Source organism: Propionivibrio sp., assembly GCF_016790145.1.
Classification (GTDB): Bacteria; Pseudomonadota; Gammaproteobacteria; order Burkholderiales; family Rhodocyclaceae; genus Propionivibrio.
Genome location: NZ_JAEUOI010000149.1, coordinates 1 through 26,025, shown reverse-complemented (window position 1 = coordinate 26,025; position 26,025 = coordinate 1). Strand labels below are relative to the sequence as shown.

At 57.9% G+C, this 26,025-nt stretch carries 24 protein-coding genes and 1 tRNA gene; 6 read left to right on the top strand and 19 right to left on the bottom strand.

Features of this window, described 5'->3' with window-relative positions:
- From JNM42_RS12345 to JNM42_RS12335, 3 genes are all read left to right on the top strand, one after another.
- Positions 1-2,163: bifunctional diguanylate cyclase/phosphodiesterase (locus JNM42_RS12345; protein ID WP_294270204.1), on the top strand; the 2,163-nt coding region annotated here is incomplete at its 5' end.
- Between the two features lie 101 nt (positions 2,164-2,264).
- Complete coding sequence (locus JNM42_RS12340) at positions 2,265-2,525, top strand: hypothetical protein (protein ID WP_294270201.1); 261 nt, start codon at positions 2,265-2,267, stop codon at positions 2,523-2,525.
- Between the two features lie 136 nt (positions 2,526-2,661).
- On the top strand, positions 2,662-3,477 hold the full coding sequence (locus JNM42_RS12335; RefSeq protein WP_294270199.1) for an enoyl-CoA hydratase-related protein: 816 nt from the start codon (positions 2,662-2,664) through the stop codon (positions 3,475-3,477).
- Between the two features lie 56 nt (positions 3,478-3,533).
- Here the strand turns inward: JNM42_RS12335 and JNM42_RS12330 are convergent, their stop codons facing one another.
- From JNM42_RS12330 to JNM42_RS12320, 3 genes are all read right to left on the bottom strand, one after another.
- Positions 3,534-5,492: an acetoacetate--CoA ligase gene (locus JNM42_RS12330; RefSeq protein ID WP_294270194.1), complete on the bottom strand. Its 1,959-nt coding sequence runs from the start codon at positions 5,490-5,492 to the stop codon at positions 3,534-3,536.
- Between the two features lie 37 nt (positions 5,493-5,529).
- Positions 5,530-6,669, bottom strand: a complete 1,140-nt coding sequence (locus JNM42_RS12325; RefSeq protein ID WP_294270191.1) for a CaiB/BaiF CoA-transferase family protein — start codon at positions 6,667-6,669, stop codon at positions 5,530-5,532.
- A 216-nt stretch (positions 6,670-6,885) separates the two neighbouring features.
- Positions 6,886-7,653 carry a 3-hydroxyacyl-CoA dehydrogenase gene (locus JNM42_RS12320; RefSeq protein WP_294270189.1) on the bottom strand — a complete coding sequence of 256 codons (768 nt, stop codon included), beginning with the start codon at positions 7,651-7,653 and terminating at the stop codon, positions 6,886-6,888.
- 380 nt (positions 7,654-8,033) lie between these two features.
- Between JNM42_RS12320 and JNM42_RS12315 the strand changes: the two genes are divergently transcribed.
- Positions 8,034-8,804, top strand: a complete 771-nt coding sequence (locus tag JNM42_RS12315; RefSeq protein WP_294270188.1) for an enoyl-CoA hydratase/isomerase family protein — start codon at positions 8,034-8,036, stop codon at positions 8,802-8,804.
- 108 nt (positions 8,805-8,912) lie between these two features.
- Here JNM42_RS12315 and JNM42_RS12310 read toward each other — a convergent pair whose 3' ends face one another.
- From JNM42_RS12310 to JNM42_RS12305, 3 genes are all read right to left on the bottom strand, one after another.
- A complete protein-coding gene (locus JNM42_RS12310) occupies positions 8,913-9,659 on the bottom strand; it encodes a helix-turn-helix transcriptional regulator (RefSeq protein ID WP_294270187.1) in 747 nt (248 codons plus the stop codon).
- 617 nt (positions 9,660-10,276) lie between these two features.
- Positions 10,277-10,702, bottom strand: a complete 426-nt coding sequence (locus JNM42_RS19490) for a GFA family protein (RefSeq protein WP_366504439.1) — start codon at positions 10,700-10,702, stop codon at positions 10,277-10,279.
- 76 nt (positions 10,703-10,778) lie between these two features.
- Positions 10,779-11,717 carry a LysR substrate-binding domain-containing protein gene (locus JNM42_RS12305; protein WP_294270186.1) on the bottom strand — a complete coding sequence of 313 codons (939 nt, stop codon included), beginning with the start codon at positions 11,715-11,717 and terminating at the stop codon, positions 10,779-10,781.
- A 136-nt stretch (positions 11,718-11,853) separates the two neighbouring features.
- On the opposite strand from JNM42_RS12305, the gene JNM42_RS12300 reads away from it, so the two are divergent.
- On the top strand, positions 11,854-12,225 hold the full coding sequence (locus JNM42_RS12300; RefSeq protein ID WP_294270184.1) for a hypothetical protein: 372 nt from the start codon (positions 11,854-11,856) through the stop codon (positions 12,223-12,225).
- Positions 12,226-12,359: 134 nt separating this feature from the next.
- On the opposite strand, the gene JNM42_RS12295 is transcribed toward JNM42_RS12300, so the two are convergent.
- The 7 genes from JNM42_RS12295 to JNM42_RS12265 all read right to left on the bottom strand — a co-directional run bounded on the left by JNM42_RS12295 (position 12,360) and on the right by JNM42_RS12265 (position 20,728).
- Positions 12,360-13,619 carry an AMP-binding protein gene (locus tag JNM42_RS12295; RefSeq protein ID WP_294270181.1) on the bottom strand — a complete coding sequence of 420 codons (1,260 nt, stop codon included), beginning with the start codon at positions 13,617-13,619 and terminating at the stop codon, positions 12,360-12,362.
- Between the two features lie 22 nt (positions 13,620-13,641).
- A complete protein-coding gene (locus tag JNM42_RS12290; protein WP_294270177.1) occupies positions 13,642-14,454 on the bottom strand; it encodes an ABC transporter ATP-binding protein in 813 nt (270 codons plus the stop codon).
- Positions 14,455-14,539: 85 nt separating this feature from the next.
- A complete protein-coding gene (locus JNM42_RS12285) occupies positions 14,540-15,880 on the bottom strand; it encodes an ABC transporter substrate-binding protein (RefSeq protein ID WP_294270174.1) in 1,341 nt (446 codons plus the stop codon).
- Between the two features lie 82 nt (positions 15,881-15,962).
- Positions 15,963-17,039, bottom strand: a complete 1,077-nt coding sequence (locus tag JNM42_RS12280; protein WP_294270171.1) for a branched-chain amino acid ABC transporter permease — start codon at positions 17,037-17,039, stop codon at positions 15,963-15,965.
- Positions 17,040-17,054: 15 nt separating this feature from the next.
- Entirely contained in the window at positions 17,055-17,984 is a 930-nt protein-coding gene (locus JNM42_RS12275; protein ID WP_294270168.1) for a branched-chain amino acid ABC transporter permease, read from the bottom strand.
- A 12-nt stretch (positions 17,985-17,996) separates the two neighbouring features.
- Positions 17,997-18,779 carry an ABC transporter ATP-binding protein gene (locus tag JNM42_RS12270; RefSeq protein WP_294270165.1) on the bottom strand — a complete coding sequence of 261 codons (783 nt, stop codon included), beginning with the start codon at positions 18,777-18,779 and terminating at the stop codon, positions 17,997-17,999.
- Entirely contained in the window at positions 18,776-20,728 is a 1,953-nt protein-coding gene (locus JNM42_RS12265) for an AMP-binding protein (RefSeq protein WP_294270163.1), read from the bottom strand. Before JNM42_RS12265 ends, JNM42_RS12270 begins: the two co-directional genes overlap by 4 nt.
- A gap of 239 nt (positions 20,729-20,967) precedes the next feature.
- On the opposite strand from JNM42_RS12265, the gene JNM42_RS12260 reads away from it, so the two are divergent.
- Complete coding sequence (locus JNM42_RS12260) at positions 20,968-21,642, top strand: Crp/Fnr family transcriptional regulator (RefSeq protein ID WP_294270161.1); 675 nt, start codon at positions 20,968-20,970, stop codon at positions 21,640-21,642.
- Between the two features lie 229 nt (positions 21,643-21,871).
- Here the strand turns inward: JNM42_RS12260 and JNM42_RS12255 are convergent, their stop codons facing one another.
- From JNM42_RS12255 to JNM42_RS12240, 6 genes are all read right to left on the bottom strand, one after another.
- Complete coding sequence (locus JNM42_RS12255) at positions 21,872-22,219, bottom strand: hypothetical protein (RefSeq protein WP_294270158.1); 348 nt, start codon at positions 22,217-22,219, stop codon at positions 21,872-21,874.
- Between the two features lie 22 nt (positions 22,220-22,241).
- The gene (locus JNM42_RS19485) at positions 22,242-22,460 is read right to left on the bottom strand and encodes a BrnT family toxin (RefSeq protein WP_366504441.1); all 219 of its coding nucleotides are present in this window, start codon (positions 22,458-22,460) and stop codon (positions 22,242-22,244) included.
- Between the two features lie 149 nt (positions 22,461-22,609).
- On the bottom strand, positions 22,610-23,494 hold the full coding sequence (lepB, locus tag JNM42_RS12250; protein ID WP_294270155.1) for a signal peptidase I: 885 nt from the start codon (positions 23,492-23,494) through the stop codon (positions 22,610-22,612).
- Between the two features lie 109 nt (positions 23,495-23,603).
- Entirely contained in the window at positions 23,604-24,248 is a 645-nt protein-coding gene (locus JNM42_RS12245; RefSeq protein WP_294270152.1) for a hypothetical protein, read from the bottom strand.
- 1,196 nt (positions 24,249-25,444) lie between these two features.
- Positions 25,445-25,651: an Arm DNA-binding domain-containing protein gene (locus tag JNM42_RS19480; RefSeq protein ID WP_366504440.1), complete on the bottom strand. Its 207-nt coding sequence runs from the start codon at positions 25,649-25,651 to the stop codon at positions 25,445-25,447.
- 200 nt (positions 25,652-25,851) lie between these two features.
- A tRNA-Leu gene (locus JNM42_RS12240) sits at positions 25,852-25,938 on the bottom strand.
- Positions 25,939-26,025: the final 87 nt, after the last annotated feature.

Genomic DNA, 26,025 nt, shown 5'->3' with positions numbered 1-26,025 from the left:
CGTACCATCCCGATTGAACGCCGGGTCAGCCAGGTCCGTCTATCGGCAGAGATCATGGTCTATCTGGTCGCCATCTCCAACAAGGCGGAGCAACGTCGGATTGAGCTTGAACTGGAAAACCTGCTCGCCGAATTGCGAGCGACACTCGAATCCACGGCCGACGGCATTCTGGTGACTGACACCGACGGGAATGTTCGTGGCTACAACCAGCGCTTTGCCGAACTGTGGGAAATTCCTCAGGAACTGATGACTCGCCGCGACGATGCGGCAACTCATCTGTGGATGACGCGAAATGTACTTAACAGCGCCGAATACGCGAGCCGCATCCGGGCCATTGCCAACTCGGTGCTGACCGAAAGCAGGGACGTGGTGACCTTGCGCAACGGGCGCATTCTGGAGCGCGTCTCGATGCCTCAGCTCGCACGAGGACGGCCGACGGGCCGGGTTTATTCCTTTCGTGACATAACCCAGCAACTGGCCAATGAATCTCGGCTGCAGCTTGCCGCCGAAGTGTTTGAATCCAGCCTCGATGCAATTTGCGTAGCCGATCCGCAGGGCATGATCGCCGCCGCCAACCCCAGCTTCGAGCGTCTGACCGGGCTTGCTTTTGCCCAGATCAAGGGGCAAGCGCTCTTCGAACTGATTCGCTCCACGCACCATTCTGTTTTCGGACACGATTTGCTGAAGGCACTGGAACACTCCAACTCCTGGGAAGGCGAAGCGTATTTCCAGCGTCAGGATGGCACCAAGATACCCGCACTGGTTTCCCTGGTACGTGTTGTTTCCCAGGAACAAAAAACCATGCACTACATCGCTTTTCTCAAGGACATCACCGAGAAACTGGCCGCCACGCAGCGTATCGAGGAGCTGGCCTATAGCGACGCCCTGACCGGCTTGCCGAATCGCGTTCTGCTGCATGAACGAATCGATTTCTCGCTCGGCCTGTGCTCCCGTCAGCACAAGAATTTTGCCATTGCCTTCATCGATCTCGACCGCTTCAAACAGATCAACGATTCGCTGGGTCACGTCTTCGGCGACCGGGTACTGGTTGAGGTCGCCAAGCGTATCCGATCCTGTCTGCGTCAATCGGATACTGCGGCGCGTACCGGCGGAGACGAATTCGTTCTGCTCCTCCATGACACCGATGCGCCGGGCGCCGAAGCGATGGTTCATCGGGTTCTACAGCGCCTGTGCGAACCCATCGTACTGGGCGATCTGACGTTGACGGTAACGGGCAGCATCGGCATTGCCCTCTTTCCCGTCGATGGGGTGACCCGGGACGAGCTGATCAAGAATGCCGATACGGCGATGTATCAGGTCAAGGAAAGAGGCCGCTCCAACTTCCGTTTCTATCAACGGCAGATGAACATCGATTCGCTGTCCCGCATCAAGCTCGACTCAGCCATGCGTTCGGCGCTTGCGCAAGGGGATTTTCTGTTGCGCTATCAACCGCAGATCGATATCGGGTCGGGTCGCATCATCGGTGTCGAGGCGCTGCTGCGCTGGAGCAGCAAGGAACTGGGCGATGTCTCACCGGGGCATTTTATTCCGGTTGCCGAAGAAACCGGCTTCATTGTGGCGCTCGGGCATTGGGTACTCACCGCAGCGGTCGCACAGGCGGCACGCTGGCAGGCGAAGGGGATTGATCTGGTCGTAGCCATCAACGTCTCGGCCATGCAGTTTCAGAGCCCCACCTTCGTTGACAGCGTGGCAGAAACGCTCAGTCAGGCTGGTCTGGAACCTTACCGGCTCGAACTCGAACTCACCGAATCGATCCTGATTCATGACATCAACGAAACATTGGCCAAACTGCAGGCCTTGGCCAGACTGGGCGTGGGCCTGTCAATCGACGATTTTGGTACCGGCTATTCCAGCCTGACCTACCTGAAACGCTTCCCGGTCCAGAAACTGAAGATTGACCGCTCTTTTGTCAACGGCCTGCCTGACGATGAAAGCGACCTGGCGATCGCCCGCGCCATAGTCAACCTGGGACTGGCTCTGCGCCTCAGGGTGATCGCCGAAGGTGTAGAAACAGAAAGGCAAAAAGCCTGCCTGCAAGAGCTGGGTTGCCACGAGTATCAGGGCTATCTCTATGCAGCGGCGCTCGATCCTCACGTTCTGGAAACCCGGCTAGCCGAAGCGAATTCCGGAGCACAGACGTAGTTTTCCAGGGCAAGCCTTTCGAGCGTCATGAAAAATCGCGGGCCCTTGTCGAAATGTCCGGCAATCGCTGTTCATGAATTCGCCGCTTTCAGGAGGTTCGCATGCGTTCGACTCGTGCTACGGCGGCCGTAGCCAGGCTCAACCAGCGCAGCGAGGGACCTCGCTACACAGTGGTCATCACGAGTAGTGGCCTGTTCAAGCTGCAGGCGCAGGCTGGAGATGAAGCGAAGCAGACTTCCGAGGCCCTGTCGCTGGATGACTTTGTGCGCTTTGTCGATGCCACAGGCCCGCAAAAAATTCGTCGCATCACCAAAAACGATGCCGCCTTCGCCAAACAGTTGGTCAGGAAAGAGAAGCCGTGAATCGCTGGATTGATGTGCGTTACCCCAGCTTATTGCTCACTGATTCGGCCCCTTGCATGGGGTGAAAGCGCTAGGCTTCGCAAATTCCGGCGCGCGCCCTCTGCGGCAGAAGACAAACCTTGGAAAGGAGCATTCAATGGCATTGCCACCGCAACTGAAGGACGCACTGATCGCCGTCGACGGGCGTATCGCAACGCTGACGCTCAATCGGGACGATGTGCGCAACGAACTGACTGGAACTTGCCTGGTGGACGACATTGTTCGCACCGCCGAATGGATCAACAGCGACGAGTCGATTTCGGTCCTGATCCTGACCGGAGCCGGACAGGCTTTCTCCGCCGGCGGCAATGTCAAGCACATGCTGCAGCGCGAGGGAACATTCGGCGGGACGGTCTATGCCGTACAGCAAAAGTACCGCGCAGGGATCCAGCGCGTCGCACTCGCGCTGCACCAGCTCGAAGTGCCGTCGATTGCGGCAGTGAATGGCGCGGCAATTGGCGCCGGGTTCGATCTGGCGTGCCTGTGCGACCTGCGTATCGCTGCGGCTGGCGCCAGGATGGGCGAGACTTTCGTCAACCTCGGGATCATCCCGGGCGATGGTGGCGTCTGGTTGCTGCAGCGGGTGGTCGGTTATCAGCGAGCCGCCGAACTGAGCTTTACCGGCCGGGTGTTCGACGCCGATGAAGCGCTGACCATGGGCCTGGTTTTATCAGTAACCAAGCCCGCGCATCTGATGTCCACAGCGAACGAACTGGCTCTGAAGATTGCCGAAAAGCCGCCGCAGGCACTGCGCCTGACCAAGCGTTTGATGAAGCTCGCGCAACGTCAGGAGTTGCCCGACTTCCTCGAACTGTGCGCTGTATTTCAGGGGGTCTGCCACAACACCGGCGATCACCTTGAGGCCGTCGCCGCCTTTCTCGAGAAACGCCCGCCGAAGTTCCAGGGATCGTAGTCGTCAGCGAACCACCAAAGCACCAAGTCGCCCCGCAGGAAATCGCCTCGACGTGCCTATTCCGCCAGTTCCACCCGCCCCTTGAAGTAGTTCAGCGCTTCCGGATTGGCCAGCGCCTCGACATTCTTCACCGGCTGCCCATGGACGACGTTGCGCACGGCGAGTTCGACTATCTTGCCGGACTTGGTGCGCGGGATGTCCTGAACCTGGACGACCCTGGCCGGGACGTGGCGCGGCGTCGTGTTGTCCCTGACCTGCTTTTTAATGCGCTCGATCAACCCGGCATCCAGCGTGTGCCCTTCCTGCAGCTTGACAAAGAGCACGACGCGCACGTCATCATTCTTTCCCGGCGGCCAGTCCTGGCCGATGACCAGCGATTCAAGGATTTCCGGCAGTTGTTCGACCTGTCGGTAAATTTCAGCGGTACCGATGCGTACGCCGCCGGGGTTGAGGGTGGCGTCGGAGCGTCCGTAAATGATCACGCCATCGTGCGTCGTCAGTTCAGAGAAATCGCCGTGACACCAGATATTGGCGAAGCGCTCGAAATAAGCGGCCTTGTATTTGCTGCCGTCACTATCGTTCCAGAAGCCGACCGGCATCGCCGGAAATGGCCGGGTGCACACCAGCTCACCTTTCTCGCTGCGCACCGGCTGGCCTTCATCGTTGAACACATCGACCGCCATGCCCAGGCCGCAACACTGGATTTCACCGCGATAGACGGGCAGCACCGGATTGCCGAGAACGAAACAGGAAACGATGTCGGTGCCGCCGGAAATCGAGGCCAGCAAAATGTCCCTTTTGACTTCCCGATAGACCCAGTCGAAGCCTTCCGGCGAGAGCGGGCTGCCGGTCGAGAACATGGCGCGCAGGGCTGCCAGGTCGTGCGTCTTGCCCGGTGTCAGGCCGATTTTGGCGGCCGCATCGATGAACTTGGCCGAGGTGCCGAAGTGCGTCATCCGTTCGGCGGCGGCGTAGTCGAACAGCACCTTGCCATGCTTCGCAAAAGGCGAGCCGTCGTAGAGCAACAGGGTAGCGCCGCTGGCGAGCCCGGACATCAGCCAGTTCCACATCATCCAGCCGCAAGTGGTGAAGTAGAACAGCCGGTCGCCAGGGTGCACGTCGCTGTGCAACTGGTGCTCCTTCAGATGCTGGAGCAGTACGCCGCCGTGACCATGAACGATGCATTTGGGTACGCCGGTGGTACCGGAAGAGAACATGATGAACAGCGGATGATCGAAGGCGACGCGCCTGAAAATGACGTCCTGTGACCCGTCGACTGCGGCCAGTTCGTTCCAGCAGACGGCGTTGGCGATGGGGCTGATGTCCGGACGGGCATCAAGATAAGGCACCACCACCGTTTTAACCAGGGAGGGCAACTTCGACACCACTTCAGCGTTCTTCTCCAGGCAATCGACCGCTTTGCCGTTGTACCAGTAGCCATCGACGCAGATCAGCACCTTCGGCTGGCTTTGGCCGAAGCGGTCGAGCACGCCGTGTACGCCGAAATCCGGCGAGGCGGAAGACCAGATGGCGCCAAGCGCGGTGGTGGCCAGCATGGCGATCAGGGCTTCCGGCAGATTGGGCAGGTAAGCGGCCACCCGGTCGCCCACGCCGACACCGCTGGCGATCAGGAATTGCTGGAAACGGGCCACTTCGGCATAGAGTTCGGCGTGGCTCAGTTGGCGCCTGATTTTGTCCTCGCCATGGAATACCAGCGCCTGACCATCGCCACGATTCTGCAACAGGTTTTCGGCGTAATTCAGCCTGGCCTCGGGGAACCAGCGCGCGCCGGGCATCCTGTCGCCGTCAAGCAGAACCCGCTGGCCCTGTTCACCGACGACGCCACAGAAATCCCAGATTTTCGACCAGAAAGCCTCAGGCCGATCTATCGACCAGCGCCAGAGGTCGGCATAGCGAGCATGATCGGTGGACTGCATGAATTGCGCCATGCGGGTTTCGCCGAGCGTCGCCGGATCAGGCGTCCACAGGGGATTCGGGTCAATCGCATAGGTCATCTCATCTCCTTGCTTTTCATGCCTCCGGACGCTGCGCTCAGAGCGCCCCGCAGGCCTTCAGTGAATCAATCCGATCGGAGCAGAACCCCCAATCGCGCAGAATTTCTTCGCTATGCTCACCCGGCACCGCCGGGGGCCGCTGTATTTGCGCCAGCGTTCTGGAAAAACGCGGTGCCGGCGCCGGCTGCATGACTTCGGCATGACTGACAAAGGTTTGCCGGGCCAGGTTGTGCGGGTGCAAGGGGGCTTCATCCATATCGAGAACCGGTGCGACGCAGGCGTCGGTTCCTTCGAACACGGCACACCACTCGGAACGCGTCCGCGTCAGGATGGTGTCGGCCAGCAACTGGCGCAGGTGCGGCCACTGTTCAGGATTCCAGCGCCCAGCGAAGGCCTCCGGCGAGAGGCCCAGCTTGTCGATCAGCACGTCGTGGAAGCGCGGTTCGATCGCTCCGACGGCCAGCCACTTACCATCGGCGCATTTATAGGTTCCGTAAAAGGGCGCACCGCCATCGAGAAGATTGGACTCCCGCGTATTCTGCCAGTGCCCCATCGACTTGAAGCTGTATTGCATGGCCATCAGCAGCGCGGCGCCATCGGTCATTGCCGCATCGACGACTTGACCCTGACCTGAAGTTCTGGCTTCGAGCAAGGCGCATACCATTCCGAAGGCGACAAACATCGCACCGCCGCCAAAGTCGCCGACCATGTTCAATGGCGGAACCGGCGCTTCGGCCTTGCCGATGGCGTGCAGGGCACCGGTCAGAGCAATATAGTTGATGTCATGACCCGCCGTATGCGCCAGCGGGCCGTTCTGCCCCCAGCCCGTGATCCGGCCATAAACCAGACCTGGATTCCTGGCCAGACACGCCTGCGGGCCAAGCCCGAGACGTTCCATGACGCCGGGACGAAAGCCTTCGAGCAAGGCGTCAGCCGAAGCGATGAGATCAAAAAGTGCGCTCACCGCCTGCGCTTTCTTGAGATCAAGCGCAATTGAACGACGGCCGCGATTGAGGAAACCGCCACTCTTGATGACATCGAACGCGTTGGTCTCCGGGCGGCCCTTGCGGTCAATGCGGATCACCTCGGCCCCCAAGTCCGAAAGCATCATGGCAGCGAATGGCGCCGGCCCGATTCCGGCCATTTCAATGATGCGAATGCCTGCGAGTGGGCCCATTGTTTCGACATCCGGAAAGTTGACGGCCAATCATTCTGCCTTTTGACGTCTTGTGCGATTTTGCTGCAGGAAGCATTGCCCAGCGCGGTGCTGGCGGTATCGTCAATATAACTTCCAGCTACTACAGCGAACTCACAGCGCAAGTCGCTTGCTCCCGAGCACGAAAAAGGCAATAGGCCTGGAGAACAGCGATGGTGAGCGCAGGATAAACCCGCTTTACCTGGCCCCCATGCGGATGGCGCCATCGATACGGATGACTTCGCCGTTGATATACTTGTTTTCGGTGATATGACGAACCAGAGCCGCAAATTCGGAGGGCTTGCCCAGCCGGGACGGAAAAGGAACCATCTTGCCCAGCGACTCCTGCACCTCGGCAGGCATGCCGAGCAACATGGGTGTTTCCATGATGCCGGGAGCAATGGTATTGACCCGGATACCGCTACGACTCAGTTCGCGGGCGATCGGCAAGGTCATTCCCACCACTCCGCCTTTCGATGCCGCGTAGGCGGCCTGCCCGATCTGGCCTTCAAACGCCGAGATTGATGCGGTACTGATCAGGACTCCGCGCTCGCCGTCGGCATCAGGTTCATTGCGGCCAATGGCGACCGCCGCCAGCCGGATCATGTTGAAGGTCCCGATCAGGTTGACCTGCACGACCCAGACGAATGCTCCCAGCCGGTGCGGACCGTCGCGCCCGACAACCTTTTCGGCTGGTGCGATACCGGCACAATTGACCAGGCCATGCAGCGCGCCAAACCGGGATACGGCCAGGTCGACGGCGTTTCGGGCACTGGCTTCATCGGTGACGTCGGTGTGGGCAAACAGCGCCTGCGCACCAAGCTCGGCGGCCACGGCTTCTCCGCCAGCTCGATTGACGTCGGCGATCAGGACGCGGCCACCCGCAGCAACAAACATGCGCGCCGTTGCCGCGCCCAAACCAGAACCTGCACCGGTGACCAGAAATACGCTGTTCTCGATTTGCATGGGATTTCCTGTTCAATGAATAGGCTGCTCAAACAATAGCTAAATTGCATTCATGAGTCAATCGGCAATGACGACGTGATGCGAAAGATTCTTGCCGTTTTGCGCAGGAGAGGGGCAAAATAGAGACTTCTTCGGAGGATGATGGGCAAAAACGGACATTGACTGGGGTGACTCATCCATGGACGCTTGACCTTGCGCCCGATTGCCCTGTCATTCATCGATTCGTTGCACTGGTCGCGCCAGGGGAGTCCGGCAATATGGTGGCGCGATTGTTTTTTCCACCGAAGAAGAATAGCGCTGGCGTGTGGCTCTGAACGTCCACCCTTACCGGCGCGCAGTTCGCTGTGCAGGCTTATTTTCTACAGAAGGACAGAGGCATCATGGCTAAATTTGAAGAGTATTGCGACAAGTACAAGCACCTCAAAATGCAGCGCAGCGAGGGCATCCTTGAAGTCATGCTGCACAGCGATGGCGGCCCGGTGGTATGGGGCCCTGGCCCCCATCGTGAATGCGGTGCGGCATTTGGCGACATCGCCGCCGACCCCGGCAATCGGGTCGTCATCTTTACCGGCGCCGGATCCGAATTCATCGCTCGCGAGCAGATCGGCCATCCGGGCGTTACCGCGCCGGTTTGGGAACGCGTCTTCGTGCATGGCCAACGACTCATCTACAACCATCTGGAGATTCGGGTGCCGATGATCGCAGCGATCAACGGCCCAGCAACCATCCATGCCGAACTGGGTCTGCTGTGCGACATCGTGCTCGCTGCGGACGATACGGTTTTCCAGGATGCGCCGCACTACCCTGAGGGTCTCGTTCCCGGCGATGGGGTGCATGTCCTCTGGCCCTTGCTCCTGGGAATGAATCGGGGCCGCTATTTCCTGCTCACGGGCGAGAAGATCAGCGCCAAACAGGCACTGGATCTGGGCGTCGTCAGCGAAGTCATGCCGCGCGATCAACTGATGGAGCGCGCGCGCGAGCACGCACGCAAGCTGCTCAAACAACCGCCGATGACCGTGACCTACGCGCGACTGGCGATCACCCACGAGTTGAAACGCCTGATGCGCGACCACCTTGACTACGGATTCCTGCTCGAAGGCCTTGCGGCAACCGAGTATTTTCCGGGCAAGGAAGCGAAAAAACCTTCCTGACTGGCGACATTCCTCAGATGGCAGGTCGGGTTAGCCCGTCGGGCGAAACCCGACAACCGGGACTGGCAGGCCTGTAAGCCCCCTGCTCCGCTGAATAGTGCCTATCGCTCACTCGTCTTTTGTCGACACCTTGCGGCGGCGAGTTGTGTGACGATTGCGCAAGGCCATGGCCATCTCGAATGCTGCCTGCGTGAAACCCAGGATCTCGGTGAACTCCTTGTCGCTGAGGTTCCGCGCTTCGTCATTGCTGCGACAAATATTGACGAACTCGCGTTCGCGTGCCGACTGCAGCAGCAGTTTGCCCACGCCGAGCGCTTCGAGACTCTTCCACACCTCCGGGTTGGAACTGCGCGTGAATCTCATGACGAATCCGACCGGGTCATTGCGCCCGAGAACTGCCGCCAGGCGCAGTATCAGTTCGAAAGACAGGGCGATGCGACCGTTTTCCAGCGCCTCGATCAACGCGGGGTCATCGAGGTCGATGGCCGCACCGACTTCGGCGATGGTCAGCCCGGCGCTTTCACGCAAAGTGCGAATCGCGGCTCCGGTCTTGCTCCTGGTCGCCGGTTCCACCACACCCGGCAGGACGGCTTGCACGAGCACGCCGGCCGCATCGAAGGGATGCCCGTCGCGCAGCGCCCTAGAGGCTTTGCCCGCCGTCCTGAACGCTCCTTCGGCAAGCACCGTGGCTGAACTGATATCGAGCAAACGGCCAGCGAGTGCGCGCACCTGATCGACGAGCCCCGTCTCGACAGGTGGCGAAATGTCGGCTGCACGTTTTGCCGAGGGCTTCCTGACCGGGCGCTTAGTCGCAGGAGCCTGGCGTTTGGTCGATGACGAGGGCGTACGAGCCATAAATTATCCTTCCTGAAAAGATAAAGCGGATCCCTGCGAGTCCGTGAAAAAATCATTTTGTCTGATTTCCACGCTCGTCACCCCGGCGCAAGCCGGGGTCCAGCTCGTTTATCCGATTGTTTTAATGGCTATCGGAGGAAGGTACTGGATTCCGGCTTGCGCCGGAATGACGGCTTGGGTGGTGTTTATCGAACAATTCACAGCCTCTGAGCAAAGTCAGTAATGTTCTCAGTATAAGCCATACGAACAACTTCACTCCCTGCTGGACGGCACTGCCCCGGTGTTGATATGCTCAGATTACAGCAGATGACGGCGGGAGTCTGAGGGGTTCAGACGTAAATGTAAACGTGCCAATTGGCAGCCGCTTTCTCCAGCCAGTGGAGGAAAATATGGCAATCCTCCTCGGCAGTCAACGGCGACAAATCAGGACCTCTGGTTGATTTCACGTTGAACGATACAAATAAAGCATCCAAGCCAATTTAATGCGTTGGCCACGAAGCATGGTTTTTCGAAAAAGAATGCGATGCCCCAATGGCACTTTCCAATGGCACTGTACTTGCTGGCAATTTGCTGCCCCATACTTGGCGCGCTGTGATTCGACGAATGGTGCCCGGCTCTCAGGGTTGGCCGGGGAATTGTGTAGCATCTTTTGGGAGGACGATCCCCGGCAGCATGCGCGAAGTCCAAATGTGAACCGCAGAACCTAGATCGATCGCGTCATCCAGCGAACCACCCTTGACGCTGATGGTTTCAGCAGCACCGACTCGCTGATGCCACAAGCGCGATCCGCAATCTGGACAGAATGCACATTCCAGTGTGTGCCCGCTGTCGGTTGGGCGTGTCCAGAATTTCGGTGAGCCACGCGTTATTCGCAAGCGCTCGCGTGGCACGAACACCGATACGCCAAATGCGGAGGCCGACTGCTTTCGGCATTCGCGGCAATGGCAGATAACGAGCTTGAGCGGGTCACCGAATAACTCGTAGCGAATAGCCCCGCATTGGCAACCACCTAGACGAGGCGGTTGCGGGATGCCATCGTTCATTTCATCTCCTTCCCTGATCATTCAATTGGACTGAATGCATCAATGATCTCTTCGTGTTCATGGCGTCCTTTGAAATTCAGTCCTGTCTCCTGGCCATGGCACGCCCATCACGGCGAACTTCATTTCGCAGCCATGCTACAAATGCTTCTCCTACAGCGCCACGCCCAGACGCTGAATCGGCGATGACAACGTAGAAGCTGGCCAATGATGCCTCACTGTCCGTACCGAACGGCGCGCAAAGCGTACCGTCAAGCAACTTGCTATTGAGATGTGGTCGCTTCCCGATCGCGACGCCGCTACCGGCAAGCGCCGCCTCGACGACCTGGTCGTAATGAGAAAAGCGTTGCCTGCCGGCAGGCTTGAATTTGGCAACCTGCATCACGTTGAACCACTGCTCCCAGTCGTACCATGGACGGCCATGTACAGTGGTCTCAAATTCGAGTAGCACATGGTGCGCTAGATCGGCAACGGTTCGTAGCGGGCGAGCCGGGTCGCGCATGAGTGCCGGCGAGCAGACCGGAAAGGTGGTGTAGCCAACCAGCGGCTTGCCGGGGGAAGTGGCACCGCCGGGACTTACGTAGCGGATGGCGATGTCCATGTGCGCCTGCACGAGATCAAGCACATCGTTGCTTGCCACAATCCGAACGTCAATATCGGGATGGTGATGCGTAAATCGCGGCAACCGGGGCACGAGCCAAAGCGATGCCAGTGGGACGGTTGTCGTCACGGTCAAGTACCGCTGAGCGCCGGCGATACGCTCGGTTGCTGCATCAATCAGCGCCAGCGCTTCGTCTACCGCTCGATACAGTTCTTCGCCAGCCTGGGTAAGCTGCAGCGTACGGTTCACGCGACGGAACAGCGGCTGACCAATTTGCTCTTCGAGTTTCTTGATCTCACGACTGATCGCCGACTGGGTCACGTACAACTCCGCCGCTGCCATGGTAAAACTGAGATAACGCGCCGCAGACCAGAAGCCGCGAATCAGATGCAGGGAGACTCTCGGTGTCGCATTCATTCCTTTAACTCATGAGAGCAATGACAAAAGGTCGTTTGAAATGTTCATGGTGATGGTCTGACAATGCTCCGTAAGACCACAAAACACGCGCGGCGTTCAGGGTGAACGAGCCGCGGTGCAACTGGAGGAGAGAGACATGAATGCACACCTGATCTTATTGCGTCTTGACGTCCGTCTGATCGCCTGCGGACTTACACTTCTTCTGCCACTGTTTGCAAATGCGACCGACTGTCCGCCAGAAACGATGGTGCAAGTGACAGTTTTCCCCGACTACTATGCAGTAAACAAGCAGCGGCTAGGGGACGTTGTTGCACTGGAAGCGTCATTGGGGCCGACAAACGAGCGCGTGGTACGCCTCGAAAAATGCGGGCCAGCGGCCACCCAGGCGCTTGTTGCTGCTATCGCGACACTTAACGTTGTCCACAACGGTGTTATTGAGATACACGCCCTGCCCGTAGTCGATCCAAAATGCTCCCGATCTCAGGGAGAGCGGATTTTCATGCCGTAAATATGAAGCGCAGCCTTTCGAAACCAAAGGAGTTCAGCTTCGAATTGTTTCTTTTTTTAAACAATGCGATGCTGACTTCCATTTGGTCCACCTGCACCAGTTGAGCGGCCAAGCTGCCGAGTACTCCCTTCCCGTTACTCGTACTTGCGCAGATCCTCGATCACCTTGCCGTCGTTGGGCAGACTCTCGCCGGCGCAGAAAACCACTTCGCCACGCAGCTTGGTGATGTCGCGGATACTGGCGATTATGGCAGCACGCAGATCATCCGCTGCACCTGAGGCTTCTGAATCCGCTTTAGCGGTCACTTCGCAATGCAATGTCATGCCGTCCTGACCACTGGCATTGTCGACGACCAGACGCGCCTTGATGATCCCGGGATGGCGCGCGACCACAGCGGCGATCTGCTCGGGATGAACGAACATGCCCTTGACCTTGGTCGTCTGGTCGGCGCGACCCATCCAGCCCTTGATGCGCATGTTGGTTCGGCCACAGGGACTGACGCCGGCGAGTACGGCCGAAAGGTCGCCGGTGGCAAAACGGATCAGTGGATAATCCGGATTGAAACTGGTGACGAGTATCTCGCCGACTTCGCCGTCGGCCACCGGATCGCCGGTGCCTGGTCGGACAATTTCGAGCAGAATCTCTTCGTCGACGACCAGGCCTTCCTCGCTCGGCGTTTCGTAGGCGATGACGCCAAGGTCGGCGCTGGCATAGGCCTGTCGGACGACGATGCCGCGCTCGTTGAACTGCCTGCGCAACAAGGCCGGCAACGCCTCACCAGAGACGATGGCTTTCTTCAGTGAGGAAAGATCGGCGCCAAGCGCGTCGCCTCTCTCAAGAATGATGCGCAAAAAGGACGGGGTGCCGGCATAAGCAACCGGCTTGAGATCGGCAATGGCTTGCACCTGCATATCGGTCTGCCCGGTACCGGCCGGAAAAACGGGGCAGCCCAGCTTGCGCGCCGCGCCTTCAAGCATGAAGCCACCGGGTGTGAAGTGATACGAGAAGGTGTTATGCACCAGGTCGCCAGCCCGGAAGCCCGTCGCAAACATCGCCCTTGCAAGGCGCCACCAGTCCTCGCCTCGACCTTCCGGATCGTAGATCGGGCCGGGTGAAACGAATACCCGCGACAGACCGGCGAGCGGTGTGGCGTTAAGCCCGCCGAAAGGCGGCGCGGCCTTTTGCAGTTCGAGCAGATCGCTCTTGCGCGTTACCGGCAAGCGGGCCAGCGCCGCGCGCGAAGCAACAGCGTTGGCGTCGACAGCGGCCAAAAGGCGTGCGTAATAGGCAGATTTTTTCTGCGCGTGCGCCACCTGGCGCGGCAAGCGCTCCATCAGCCAGGCTTCGCGCTCGACAGGCCGGCGGGTTTCAAGTGAATCGTAATGCTCATTCATGGCAAGACCTGGTGTGCAGACTCTAGGACAGCCAGCGTTTGCGGCGTCGGTAATGCTTGACGTCACGGAAACTCTTGCGTCCGGCTGAGGACAGGCCGAGGTAGAACTCCTTGACGTCTTCGTTGGCTGCCAGTTCGCTGGCCGCACCCTCCATCACCACGCGGCCGTTTTCGAGGATGTAACCGAAGTCTGCATAACGCAACGCCATGTTGGTGTTTTGTTCGGCGAGCAGGAAAGTCACGCCTTCCTTCTGGTTCAGATCCCTGACGATGGTGAACACTTCGTCGACGATTTGCGGCGCCAGACCCATCGAGGGTTCGTCGAGCAGCACCATGCGCGGATTGGCCATCAACGCACGTCCGATGGCGCACATCTGCTGCTCGCCACCCGAGGTGTAGGCCGCCTGGCTGCTACGGCGTGTTTTGATGCGCGGAAAGTAGGTGTAGACCTTCTCCAGCGTCTCGGCAATCGCCGCCTTGCCATCGGTGCGCGTGTAGGCACCGGCCAGCAGGTTCTCTTCTATGCTCAAATGAGCGAAACAGTGCCGCCCTTCCATCACCTGGATGACGCCGCGTCTTACCAGTTGCGCCGGTGAGAGTGCTTCGATCCGCTCATCGCGCAATTCGATGGTGCCCTTGGTGACTTCGCCGCGCTCACCGCGCAGCAGATTGCTGACCGCGCGCAGCGTCGTCGTCTTGCCGGCGCCATTGCCGCCCAGCAACGCCACGATGCCCCCCTCGGGGACGCTGAACGAAACGCCCTTGAGCACGAGGATCACGTGGTTATAGATCACCTCAATGCTATTGACCTTCAGCAGGATGTTGGCAGTGCTCATGGTGCCTCTTCGCTAATCGTGCCGCCTCGCCCTCGCGCACGCGGGAGGGCTGACCATGGACCCGCTGAGGCGGGTCCGCCGGAAACTACAGCTTGCACTCTTCAGGAGTACGCGGCTTCAGTTTCTTTTCTTCCGCATACTTGCCGGAGGCCAGCATCACCATCGGACGCAGGAGCTTCTCGTCGGCCTGGTACCAGTCCGGAGTAGTGAACTCCCACTTGCTGCCGTTCCAGGTATGAACGCGTACCCAGGCGGATCCCATGTGGTCGAGGCACGAGGTCTGCACCGGCCGCATGACGCCGGCAAAACCCATGCTGTCGAGCATCTTCTGGTCGAGATTGAGATTCTCGAGGCCCCAGCGAACCTGCTCGCCGGTCATCACCTTGCCCTTGCCATAGCGCTCCTGAGCCTTGCGCACCCCTTCAACGCCAAGCATCGCCGAAATCAGGCCGCGCATATAGAGCACCTGACCGACTTCATCCTTCGGCCCGGTACCCTGACCCTTGGCATACACCAGATCGAGCATGTCCTTGACGACCTTCGAATTAGGCTCGGCGCCATGTTGCAAGGTCAGCGCGCTATAGCCCTTGGCACCTTCGGCGACATCCTTGACATCCGGCTCGGCACCGGCCCACCAGATGCCCATCATCTTGTCACGCGGATAACCGGTCGCCTGCGCCTCCCGCAGGGCGGTCGAGTTCATCACCCCCCAGCCCCAGAGCAGAACGAAATCCGGCTTTTGCTGGCGAATCTGCAGCCAGGTGGCTTTCTGCTCGACGCCCGGATGCGCCACTGGCAACAGTTGCACCTCGAACCCATGCAGCTTGCCCAGTTCCTGCAAGACCGGGATAGGCTCCTTGCCGTACGGGCTGTCATGGTAGACGAGAGCGATCTTTTTGCCCTTCAAATTGGCGACGCCGCCCAACTTCTTGGCGATATGCTGAATGGCGACCTCGGCACCGACCCAGTAGGTTCCGAGCAAGGGGAAGTTCCAGGTAAAGACCGCTCCATTCTGCGATTCGCTACGACCGTAGCCGGCCGTAATCAGCGGGATCTTGTCCACCGGTGCTTTTTCGGTCAGCGCAAAAGTGGCGCCGGTCGACAGGGTCTGGAACAGTGTTGCGCCGCCATTCTTGCCTTTCAGGCGCTCGTAGCATTCGACACCACGGTCGGTGGCGTACGCCGTCTCGCACTCCTCGAAAATGATCTTGACGCCGTTGATTCCTCCCCTGGCATTTACCAGCTTGAGGTAATCGACATAACCGTTGGCCCATTGACTGCCGTTGGCCGAATAGGCGCCGGTACGGTAGACCAGTACCGGAAAGAATTGCTCCTTGGCCTGAGCCAGGGCAGCCGGCGCAACGAGCAACGACGAACAGATGGCGGCGGCGGCCGAAGCCGCCAGTGCGAGCTTGCGTAGTTTCATCAGTGTCTCCTTTTATTGAAATAGTAATGATGCGTTTGCGACAACAACTGCAACAACAGTGAAATGGGTCCCCCGGCTCGGCTCAATGCGGAAATGGCCATAGCCGGAGTTTTTCCTTGCCCGTGGACCACAGGCGGGCGATACCATGCGGCTCCTTGATCAGGAAGAAAATGATCAGTGAGCCGAAGATGATCAACTCGGCATGCGACACCCCGGCCGTCGAAATCGTGACCCCGAACAGTCCGCCGATCGCCGGCAGGAACTGGTTCAGCGCGATCGGCAGCGTGACGATGAAGGCCGCCCCGAAGAAACTGCCCATGATCGAACCGAGGCCGCCGATAATGACCATGAACAACAACTGGAACGAACGATCGACCGAGAAAGCGGCCGGCTCCCACGAGGAGAGATGGATGAAGCCCCACAGGGCGCCGGCGGTTCCGACGAAAAAGGAGCTGACGGCAAAAGCGGAGAGCTTGGCGAAAAGCGGCCGGATGCCGATCACCTCGGCCGCCACGTCCATATCGCGGATCGCCATCCACTGCCGGCCGATGGCACTGCGCGTCATGTTCTTCGCCAGCAGCGCGAAGACGGTCAGCCACACCAGACAGAACATGTACTTGTCGAACGGTGTGATAATCTCCCAGCCCATGATCTGCAGGTTGGAAACCGAAACCGAGCCGGACGAGGCGTTGTTGGTGAACCACGGAATGCGCAGGAAAACCCAGTCGGTGAAGAACTGGGCGGCCAGGGTGGCGACGGCCAGATAGAGCCCGCGCACGCGCAAGCTGGGAATCCCGAAAACTATGCCGACCAGCGCCGAAGTGATACCACCGAGCAGGATGGAAACGAGCAGCGGCAGACCTTCGATACGGATGTGAAAGTTGTAGGCGGCGTAGGCTCCGACGGCCATGAAGGCTCCGGCACCGAGCGTAATCTGCCCGCAGAAACCGACCAGGATATTGACTCCGAGCGCGGCCAGCGAAAGGATCAGGAAGGGAATCAGGATCGCGCGCATCAGGTATTCGTCGCCCAGCAGCGGGATGCCGATGAAAGCGAAGACCAGGATGCCGAGGATGGCCCAGCGGTCCTGGGCGATCGGGAAGATTTGCTGATCGGCCGCGTAAGAGGTCTTGAACTGACCGTTTTCTCTGTATAGCACTTGCCTGCTCCCCGGTTACACGCGGTCGATGATCTTTTCGCCGAACAGCCCCTGTGGCCTGAACAGCAGAAAGACCAGAGCCAGTTGGTAGGCGAACCAGATTTCGATGCCGCCGCCAATCATCGGACCGAGATAGACCTCGGAGAGCTTCTCGCCGACGCCGATGATCAGTCCGCCGATGATCGCACCGGGAATCGATGTCAGTCCGCCGAGAATGACCACCGGCAACCCCCGCAGCGCCACCGTCGCCAGCGAGAACTGGACACCCAGCTTGGAACCCCAGATCACGCCGGCCACCAGAGCGACGATGCCGGCCACGAACCAGACGATGACCCAGATGTGATTGAGCGGGATACCGATCGACTGCGCCGCCTGGTGGTCGTCGGCCACCGCACGCAAGGCGCGGCCGGTGACCGTCTTCTGGAAGAAGAGCGTCAACAGTGCGACCAGAACGGCGGCGATCAACGCCGCCACGAAGTCCTCCTTGTTGATCAGCAGCCCGCCTTCGAAGATCCCCTCGAGAATCAGTACCGGCTCCTTGGGCATGCCGACATCGATCTTGTAGATGGCCGTTCCGAAAATGCTGGTACCGAGGCCTTCAAGGACATAGGCAATGCCCAGAGTGGCCATCAGCAGGGTCGCGCCCTCCTGGTTCACCAGGGGGCGCAGAACCAGCCGCTCGATCAGCCAGGCGACAAGGTACATCAGCGCACCGGCGATGAAAAAGGCGATCACATTCGCCAGCCAGAGACTGTCGATGCCCAGCCATTCCGGAATCCACGCCGAAAAACGCGCCATGGCCAGCGCTGCGAACAGCAACATCGCCCCCTGCGCAAAGTTGAACACCCCAGAGGCCTTGTAAATCAGCACAAAGCCGAGTGCCACCAGGGAATACAACATGCCGGCCATCAGCCCGCCGATCAATGTTTCAATGAAGAAACCCATTGCATTTCCTCCTCAGTGGCTGGCGCCAAGATAGGCGCTAATGACTTCCGGATTGGCACGGACCTCGTCCGGAAGGCCATCACCGATTTTCCTGCCGTAATCGAGAACCACTACCCGGTCGGAGATATCCATGACCACCGCCATGTCGTGTTCGATCAGCACGATCGTCGTGCCGAACTGGTCATTGATGTCGAGGACGAAACGACACATGTCCTGCTTCTCTTCGACGTTCATTCCGGCCATCGGCTCGTCAAGCAGCAGGATGCTCGGCTCCATGGCCAGCGCCCGACCGAGGTCGACACGCTTCTGCAGGCCGTACGGCAGGCGCCCGACCGGCGTCTTGCGAATGTGCTGGATTTCGAGAAAGTCGATGACCTCCTCGACCTTGGCCCGATGTTCGAGCTCCTCGCGCCGAGCCGGCCCCCACCACAAGGCCTGCTGGATGAGGTTGCTGCGGATCTTCAGGTTGCGCCCGGTCATCATGTTGTCGATCACGTTCATCCCCTTGAACAGGGCGATGTTCTGGAAAGTACGCGAGATGCCGGCCCTGGCCGCCTTGTACGGGTTCATCTTGCTGAAGTGCTTGCCGCGCAGGATGATTTCGCCCTGCTGCGGACGATAAACGCCGTTGATCACATTCAGCATCGAACTCTTGCCGGCGCCATTCGGGCCAATGATGGCGCGTATCTCGTGTTCGCGAACGTCGAAGGAAATGTCGGTCAAAGCCTTGACGCCGCCGAAGGCCAGCGAAACGTTTTTCAGGTCGAGAATCACCTCGCCGATCTCCCGACTCATCGGTCAGCCCTCCCGGCTACGGGGAAAGTCTTGATATCCCGGATTTGCAGATCGGCAGCGACCTTGCCCTGTCGCCCGTCCTCGAACTTGACCGCCGTTTCGATGAACTGGCTGCTTTTGCCGCTGTACAGCGCATCGATCAGCACGGCATATTTCTCGGCGACAAAGTTACGGCGTACCTTGCGCGTGCGCGTCAGTTCGTCATCATCCGGATCCAGCTCCTTGTGCAGGATCAGGAAACGATGAATCTGCGAATCGGCCAGCGCTCCCTCATGCAGCAGTTCGGTATTGACCTGTTCGATGCACTCCTGAATCAGCCCATAGACTTCTGCCTTGGCGGCCAGATCGGTGTAACCCGAATAGGCGATGCCGCGCCGCTCGGCCCAGTTGCCAACGGCGCCGATGTCGAAGTTGATGAACGCGCAGACCATCTCGCGGCTATCGCCGAAAGCTACCGCTTCCTTGATGTACTGAAAGAATTTCAGCTTGTTTTCGATGTAATTGGGCGCATACATCGCCCCGTTGGCCAGCTTGCCGACGTCCTTGGCGCGATCGATGATCTTGAGATGACCTTCATCGTCAAACAGGCCGGCATCACCGGTCATGAAATAACCTTCGGCGTTGATTGCTTCGGCCGTCGCGTCGGGGCGCTTGTAATACTCCTTGAGCAGCATCGGCCCCTTGACCAGGATCTCGCCGTTGTCGGCGATCCTGACCTCGACTCCGGGCGCCGGCTTGCCAACACTGTCGAACTTGATCTCGCCATCCGGCTGCAGGCAGACATAGGCACAGGTTTCGGTCTGCCCGTAAAGCTGCTTGAGGTTGATGCCGATCGAGCGGTAGAAACGGAAGAGGTCCGGGCCGATCGCCGCACCGGCCGTATAGGCGACGCGCACCCGGCTCATGCCCAGCACGTTTTTCAGCGGCCCGAAAATCAGCAGGGTACCGAGCAGGTAGAGCAGCCGATCGGCAACAGGAACCGGCTTGCCATCGAGGACATCGGCACCGCAGCGCCGCGCCACCTTCATGCAGTAGTGGAACAGTTTCTGTTTGATCGCGCTGGCGTCTTCCATGCGAATCATCACCTGCGTCAGCAGATTCTCGAAAACACGCGGCGGCGCAAAGTAGTAGGTCGGCCCGATCTCGCGCATGTCGGTCATCACCGTTTCGCCGGATTCCGGGCAGTTGATGGTGAAGCCGGTCACCATGGCCTGCGCAAAGGAAAACAGATGGTCGCCGACCCAGGCCATCGGCAGATACGAGAGGATGTCTTCATCGGCGGTCAGACGGTCAAACTCGACGCCGCCCTTGGCAGCGCTGATGAAGGCGTTGTGCGTCAGGCACACGCCTTTCGGCTTGCCCGTCGTGCCGGAGGTGTACAGCATGACGCCAATGTCGTTGGCAGCACCCTTGGCAATTTCATCGCCGAGAAAATCGGGATGGTTCCTGATATGGATCCGCCCGATCGCCAGCAGCGCTTCAATATCGTGGATGAAGGGCTGATTGTAGTGGCGCATGCCGCGCGGGTCGTCATAGGCCACATGCTCCAGCAGCGGCAACTGCGCCTTGATTTCAAGCAGTTTGTCGACCTGTTCCTGGTCTTCGACGAGCGCGAAGCGGATTCCGGCATCCTGCATCACGAAGAGCATTTCGTAAGCCACGGCATCCTGGTAGAGCGGAACCGGAACGCCGCCCAGGCACTGCACGGCCGCCATCGTCATGTACAGGCGCGGCCGGTTGTCCCCGATGATCGCCAGATTATCGCCGCGCCTGAAGCCCAGTTCTGCCAGACCGCAGGCCAGGGCGCTCACCTGTTCGGCCACATCGCTCCACGACCAGGATTGCCAGATGCCAAGATCCTTCTCGCGCATCGCGGTTTTATCTCCGCGCACACGGGAATGGTGAAATAGCAAGCGAGGGAAAGTGTCCATCGCCCGGGAAACAGCCATCTCTGGCACCTTATCCCCTCCTCCGGTTCAACAAGCCGACATCAAGGTAACGGCTAATAATTATCTGTCTTCAAAACCAGGAACGATTCTATCGTTTTTCTCTGGTGCAATTTTACAATTTCCTGGCGCCTGACCGGTTCCCGTCAGCCGGTGCAGGATGACACAGAAACCGATTCTGCGCCTAGTCTAAGCACACGGGCACACTATAATTGTCATCTCACTGACAATTGGCAAAATAAATGCGCTCGTTAAACGAAATGTTGCTGGCCTCGGCCTGGGCACGCGAACTGACGGCTGAACAATTCCAGCAGGTCAATGAAGGCATTGTCGTGCGCACCATCCCGACCGGCGGTTTCGTATGCATGAAAGGCGAGCCGGTCGAGTACTGGATGGGTGTTGTTGACGGCCTCGTCAAGATGGCCAGCATCTGGAGCACCGGGAAAATCACCTCGTTTACCGGCCTGTCGGCTGGCGGGTGGTTCGGCGAAGGCTCGCTGCTCAAGAACGAAGCACGAAAATACGATGTAGTCGCCCTGCGCGAATCGCGGATCGCCTACATGAACCGCAGCACTTTTCAGTGGCTGTACGAGAACAGCATTCATTTCAACCGCTTCCTGATCGTCCAGCTCAACGAACGGCTCGCCCAGTTTATCGGCATGATGGAACACGAGCGACTGCTCGACCCCGACGCCCGCCTCGCACGCTGCCTTGCCTCCCTGTTCAACCCGGTGCTTTACCCGGAAAACAACCTGGAACTGAAAATTTCACAGGAAGAAATCGGCCTGCTCGCCGGCATTTCCCGCCAGCGCGTCAATCAGGCACTGCGCAAACTGGAAAAGGCCGGACTGCTGCATATCGACTACGGCAGCATCACCATCCTCGACCTCGCCGGCCTGCGCTGCTTTGGCGAGTAGCTTGACACGTCAACATGATTGTGATCGTGTATGGCAATTTCAAATGTCAAACAGGTTGGACTGAACTCAAGCAATTTCAACTTGAAATGGCCAATGTACTCATCAGCGTCAGAATCGATGTGACACTTGCCACCATCGAAAACTCAACAAGCGTTGTTTGTTGTATCTTAAATAAAAGAATGCGTCATCGTATTGTGCTCAGCGCATTTTATGGGGCCGAAAGTAGAAGTCATCGGCGCGGCGCAGCTTTATCGCGAGGCGACCGAGTGGACTGCCGGGTCGGGGCCTGAATATCAACATAAGCGTCGATGAGCCGACGTATCATGCGCTGGTACTGAGTGTGATGTTTCGTGGCTTCGGACTTGAAGAAGTCGATACTCTTCTTGCTCAAAGCCAAAGTTACTTTTACTCCCTCTTCACGAAATGCCAATTCAGCAGGAGAAGGCAGGAAGTCGGGAACCACCTGAACTTCGCCAAGCGGTTCAATGGTGTATTTCATTTTTGTTTCGGCGTTACGCCGGCCTGATCCGGCATTGGCCTTGTCTGAAACTCCGCTACGCTGCGTTTTCGCGCTCATAGATAACCTTTCGTTTGCGCCATTAACCGGCGCCGATGATTCGAATAACTGAAGCGCGGTATGTGAACCGCACCGTAAGCACGCCACCTTCGACTTCGCCGAAACAATAGAACCGCTCTTCGATTTGGCTGTGCGTGACGTCCTTGGCAATCACGCGCTGTGAGTCCGCAAATGCGTATTGGGCGCGGGAGAAGGAAACTCCATGCTTCCGCTGTTTTCGGCGTCCTTGTCTGGATCCCAGTCAAAGCGTGTGTGTGCCATGGGTAAAGCCTAGCAGGTAGCAATATAAAAAGCCATACGCAAATATGGAAAGCCGCAACGTAGGACTAATCGGCTCAACGGTCTGAGATTCATTCAGATAAAATTCGATGCGATCTCAAACGTCCTATTTCAGGGGCGTTGTGCGGCTTCATGCGCAAGGTCCGGTGGAATGATGTGTTGGGCTTCTGGATTCTTGAGGACAAGCACAACATTCCCAACGACGTTTGCTTCTGGGACTTGGCCCCAATACCGACTGTCGTTTGCGTTGTCCCGGTTGTCCCCGAGGAAGAACAGATGTCCTGGTTTGACGATTGCATCGAAGTCTTGCCTGGGCGCGGCGCTCTGAGTTGCAATGTTGTAGGTTGATTCACGCGTGATCTCAAATTCCTGATAAAGGCCCAAGGACTTGGTTGGCAAAGGCTCGCCGTTTACGAACAGTCGCTTACCCTTGTATTCAAGGCGATCCCCCGGCAGACCAACGAGCCGCATGACATAGCGAATGCTATGGTCACGCGGATACTCAAAAACCAGAACCTGTCCACGATTTAGCGGAGCAACAACAGCTCCGCGATACATGCGAATTCCATAACTTGCATAGTTTCCGTAACCGTATTTCTGGACAACGATGTACGAACCCGCAGGCATTGAGGGAAACATGGATTGAGACGGTAGGTGAAACGGCTCAAAAAAGAACGCTCGAAGAAATGCCAAAACCATGAATGAGGACATAGCGATCGAGAGCAAGCCATACCATCGACTATACCAAGGTCTTGAGTTGACCTCCGGTGCTCTTACCGCTATTCGATAGGAATGGGTTGCGGCAATAACTGCTAAAAAGACCGTGAGTGGGATCTTATGCCCGTTACCAATAAGCCAAAATTGCGTCAGTGCGGCCACCAATAGTACAAGAAGATAGACACCGGCAAGCCTAGGGCGTGTGATGTATAACATCCCCAGTGGTGGAGCAAGAAATGAAAGTGTGGTGGCACCCCATCTATTCGGTTTCCAGTTCATGGCCGGCATGTGTGAAAAGCCCAATGTGGAGGTGATCGGCGCTGCGCAGCTTGATCGTACTGCGAGCAGAAAGCGAAGCGAACGGGGTCAACCACAAGGTTGGGCCTCGTCACCAGAACTTCCACCAAGGCGAACGGGAACGCTTGTAGCGAACCAGCGGAATCGACTCAGGTTCAAGCAGTGAGGCATCGATATAGCCCTCAAGCTGGTAGCCGAATCGATCCTTCAAAGTTGCCTCGCCAAGTTCCAGATGGTGAAACGGGAACGGGTAAGCGTCCACTTCTTCACTATCGACAGCAGGATGCTCTCCGGACCAGAACGGTTCTTCAAAAGGCAGGCGCTGTCCGATGTCCTCCATGATGCCGCTATCTGGAGACAGACTCAGGGAACGCACCAGCTTACCCTTTGCCCACATCGCATACGCAAACCAATCGACAACGCTATGCATAGCGTGAAGCGTGATCGTACCGCTACCGCCAGAGGTAATGAAACGCTGATTTAGCTTTGATGGATAGTCGATGCCGAAATCTTTGGCTGCGACAACCGATACCCCAGGAAAACAACCTATATGCACTTCATCGACCGGCGGACATGTAAAGGAAAGATCGCCGTCCCCAATTGCCTCAAGCTTCACGTCAGGGAAGAGCGTATCGGCTAGCCTCCGGGTTGCCTCCCGGTCCAAAGACGGCTTGGCAGCTAATGCCTCACGTGCATTAAGGTCAGCAAGGACGAGCATCCAAGTCTTAGCGCCCAAGTCTCAGTTCCTGTGGTTTAAAGAGGCCTAACGAATGTAAGGGACTTCCCCGTCCCGAGGAAGCGAATACGCAACCGCAGGGCACCGACGTGCCAAAATTGGTGATTCTCAAGCCATCCATTTAACGAAACTCGAAAGGGGAAGTCCATGAGCATTGTCACTGCTGGAATCGATCTTGCCAAGAACATCTTTGCCGAACATCTTTGCCGTGCATGGCTTCGATGAGAACGGCGAAGCCGTACTGAACTACAAGACAGGCCGCCGACCGACCCGATGGGCGTTGTTTCAATATCAGTCGCGGTATCGACGCGAGATTTGTGTTTGCGTACTTGACTTAGGCCGGCTAATGGATGTTCCCGAAGGGAGCAATACGGGGTTTCCACGTTCCACTTTCAGAAGTATGTCGGGTTAGGTGTCTGCTCTTGACCGGGAGGCGCATGGGTCACGAAAGCGCAATGAGCACACGCTGTTCCCACATCCAATACCGTTTGGTTCAAGCGTTGAAGCCACTTCCGCTTGTTTTCATTAACGGTCGTTATCGCAGATTCAAATATTTTCACCATACCGACTCTCTAGCACTCATCCGGTCTGTGGCTGCCAGAAGGGTACGCCTCTCGCGATTGATACCCCACACCTTACGGTGCTTCGTTACGTTGCCAGAGCCGCTCTTTATTCAGGCTCCTAGATTCGCCCCTAGATTCGCCCGGTGACACGGGTGGTTTCCTCAGTTAAATTGGAAACAACTTCTACAAACGACTTCGTGTCGCACGCTCATACCTGAATTGGAAAATATTGTGCTGACCGGCACTGACGAGGTTGCGGCAGGGACAGAGGTCACCCTCCCCCCGGCACAGATCCCTGGTAGCGTAAATACCGTACAAGGCTCCTGCCTCGGGTGTTTGACCCGGAATCGCTTTTCTGGGTAGGGACGAGCACAACGGAATGGTGGAATATTGCGTTTCTTTATTTTGCCGAAACGCTCCCTGGACTGTTGTGCTTCTGACTGCGCCGTTTGCAACATGCGCCACCTTAGTCGTTAGGTGTTGGTTGTGGCCGAGCAGTTGCCCGAGCCGCAATCTTCCCGAGGATCGGCTCGACGTCGAAAAGCTGCCAGTCAGCTTCCTGATGTCATGTCACGCCTTGGGGTCGGACGGAAACGCCAGAGACCCGCGATACCGGTCGATTCACTCCGATGTTCAACCATATCGGGTATCTCTGGCCTCTGGGGGGCGGACTTCGGGATATGAGCCAAAGGAAGGCAGTTTGTCTTTCCCACCAATCCGGTATTTCATGCGCCAATGCATTGCCCCACCGGGCATGACGTGAATATACAGGCCGTCGCCATCAGCAAGTTTGAAGGTCTTGTCCTTCGGCTTCGCGCTATCTAACTCTCTGACTGTCAGTCATTTTCAAGTCTTTGAGGCTAACTTGCGGGTATTATTCCTGATGTAATTTGGGCATATCGGCTTATACCCCCAGAAATATTCCCAGATCACATTTGACGCTATCGACTGTTGCGGACTGTATAGACGAAAAAAAACCAGCATTGGAGAGGGTTTCAGAGGATATTACAGACGGTATCGGACTGCTTAAGACGTATATTTGGTGCCCGGAACCGGAATCGAACCGGTACGACCTTTCGATCGAGAGATTTTAAGTCTCTTGTGTCTACCTATTTCACCATCCGGGCTGAATCCGACGATTATACCTGCGCCCGGCATGCACCCTGAAAGGGGAAAAAGGGAAAGTGCTTAGCGCACTTTCCCTTTTAATCTGG

What these genes read in the sequence shown, in the direction of transcription:
- JNM42_RS12315 (WP_294270188.1), top strand. Translation starts at nt 8,034, where the DNA reads ATGGCTAAATTTGAAGAGTATTGCGACAAGTACAAGCACCTCAAAATG.
- JNM42_RS12340 (WP_294270201.1), top strand. Translation starts at nt 2,265, where the DNA reads ATGCGTTCGACTCGTGCTACGGCGGCCGTAGCCAGGCTCAACCAGCGC.
- JNM42_RS12325 (WP_294270191.1), bottom strand. Translation starts at nt 6,669, where the DNA reads ATGGGCCCACTCGCAGGCATTCGCATCATTGAAATGGCCGGAATCGGG.
- JNM42_RS12300 (WP_294270184.1), top strand. Translation starts at nt 11,854, where the DNA reads ATGAATGCACACCTGATCTTATTGCGTCTTGACGTCCGTCTGATCGCC.
- JNM42_RS12295 (WP_294270181.1), bottom strand. Translation starts at nt 13,619, where the DNA reads ATGAATGAGCATTACGATTCACTTGAAACCCGCCGGCCTGTCGAGCGC.
- JNM42_RS12320 (WP_294270189.1), bottom strand. Translation starts at nt 7,653, where the DNA reads ATGCAAATCGAGAACAGCGTATTTCTGGTCACCGGTGCAGGTTCTGGT.
- JNM42_RS12285 (WP_294270174.1), bottom strand. Translation starts at nt 15,880, where the DNA reads ATGAAACTACGCAAGCTCGCACTGGCGGCTTCGGCCGCCGCCGCCATC.
- JNM42_RS12330 (WP_294270194.1), bottom strand. Translation starts at nt 5,492, where the DNA reads ATGACCTATGCGATTGACCCGAATCCCCTGTGGACGCCTGATCCGGCG.
- lepB (WP_294270155.1), bottom strand. Translation starts at nt 23,494, where the DNA reads ATGAACTGGAAACCGAATAGATGGGGTGCCACCACACTTTCATTTCTT.
- JNM42_RS12310 (WP_294270187.1), bottom strand. Translation starts at nt 9,659, where the DNA reads ATGGCTCGTACGCCCTCGTCATCGACCAAACGCCAGGCTCCTGCGACT.
- JNM42_RS12260 (WP_294270161.1), top strand. Translation starts at nt 20,968, where the DNA reads ATGCGCTCGTTAAACGAAATGTTGCTGGCCTCGGCCTGGGCACGCGAA.
- JNM42_RS12265 (WP_294270163.1), bottom strand. Translation starts at nt 20,728, where the DNA reads ATGGCTGTTTCCCGGGCGATGGACACTTTCCCTCGCTTGCTATTTCAC.
- JNM42_RS19490 (WP_366504439.1), bottom strand. Translation starts at nt 10,702, where the DNA reads ATGAACGATGGCATCCCGCAACCGCCTCGTCTAGGTGGTTGCCAATGC.
- JNM42_RS12335 (WP_294270199.1), top strand. Translation starts at nt 2,662, where the DNA reads ATGGCATTGCCACCGCAACTGAAGGACGCACTGATCGCCGTCGACGGG.
- JNM42_RS12305 (WP_294270186.1), bottom strand. Translation starts at nt 11,717, where the DNA reads ATGAATGCGACACCGAGAGTCTCCCTGCATCTGATTCGCGGCTTCTGG.
- JNM42_RS12275 (WP_294270168.1), bottom strand. Translation starts at nt 17,984, where the DNA reads ATGGGTTTCTTCATTGAAACATTGATCGGCGGGCTGATGGCCGGCATG.
- JNM42_RS12290 (WP_294270177.1), bottom strand. Translation starts at nt 14,454, where the DNA reads ATGAGCACTGCCAACATCCTGCTGAAGGTCAATAGCATTGAGGTGATC.
- JNM42_RS12255 (WP_294270158.1), bottom strand. Translation starts at nt 22,219, where the DNA reads ATGAGCGCGAAAACGCAGCGTAGCGGAGTTTCAGACAAGGCCAATGCC.
- JNM42_RS12270 (WP_294270165.1), bottom strand. Translation starts at nt 18,779, where the DNA reads ATGAGTCGGGAGATCGGCGAGGTGATTCTCGACCTGAAAAACGTTTCG.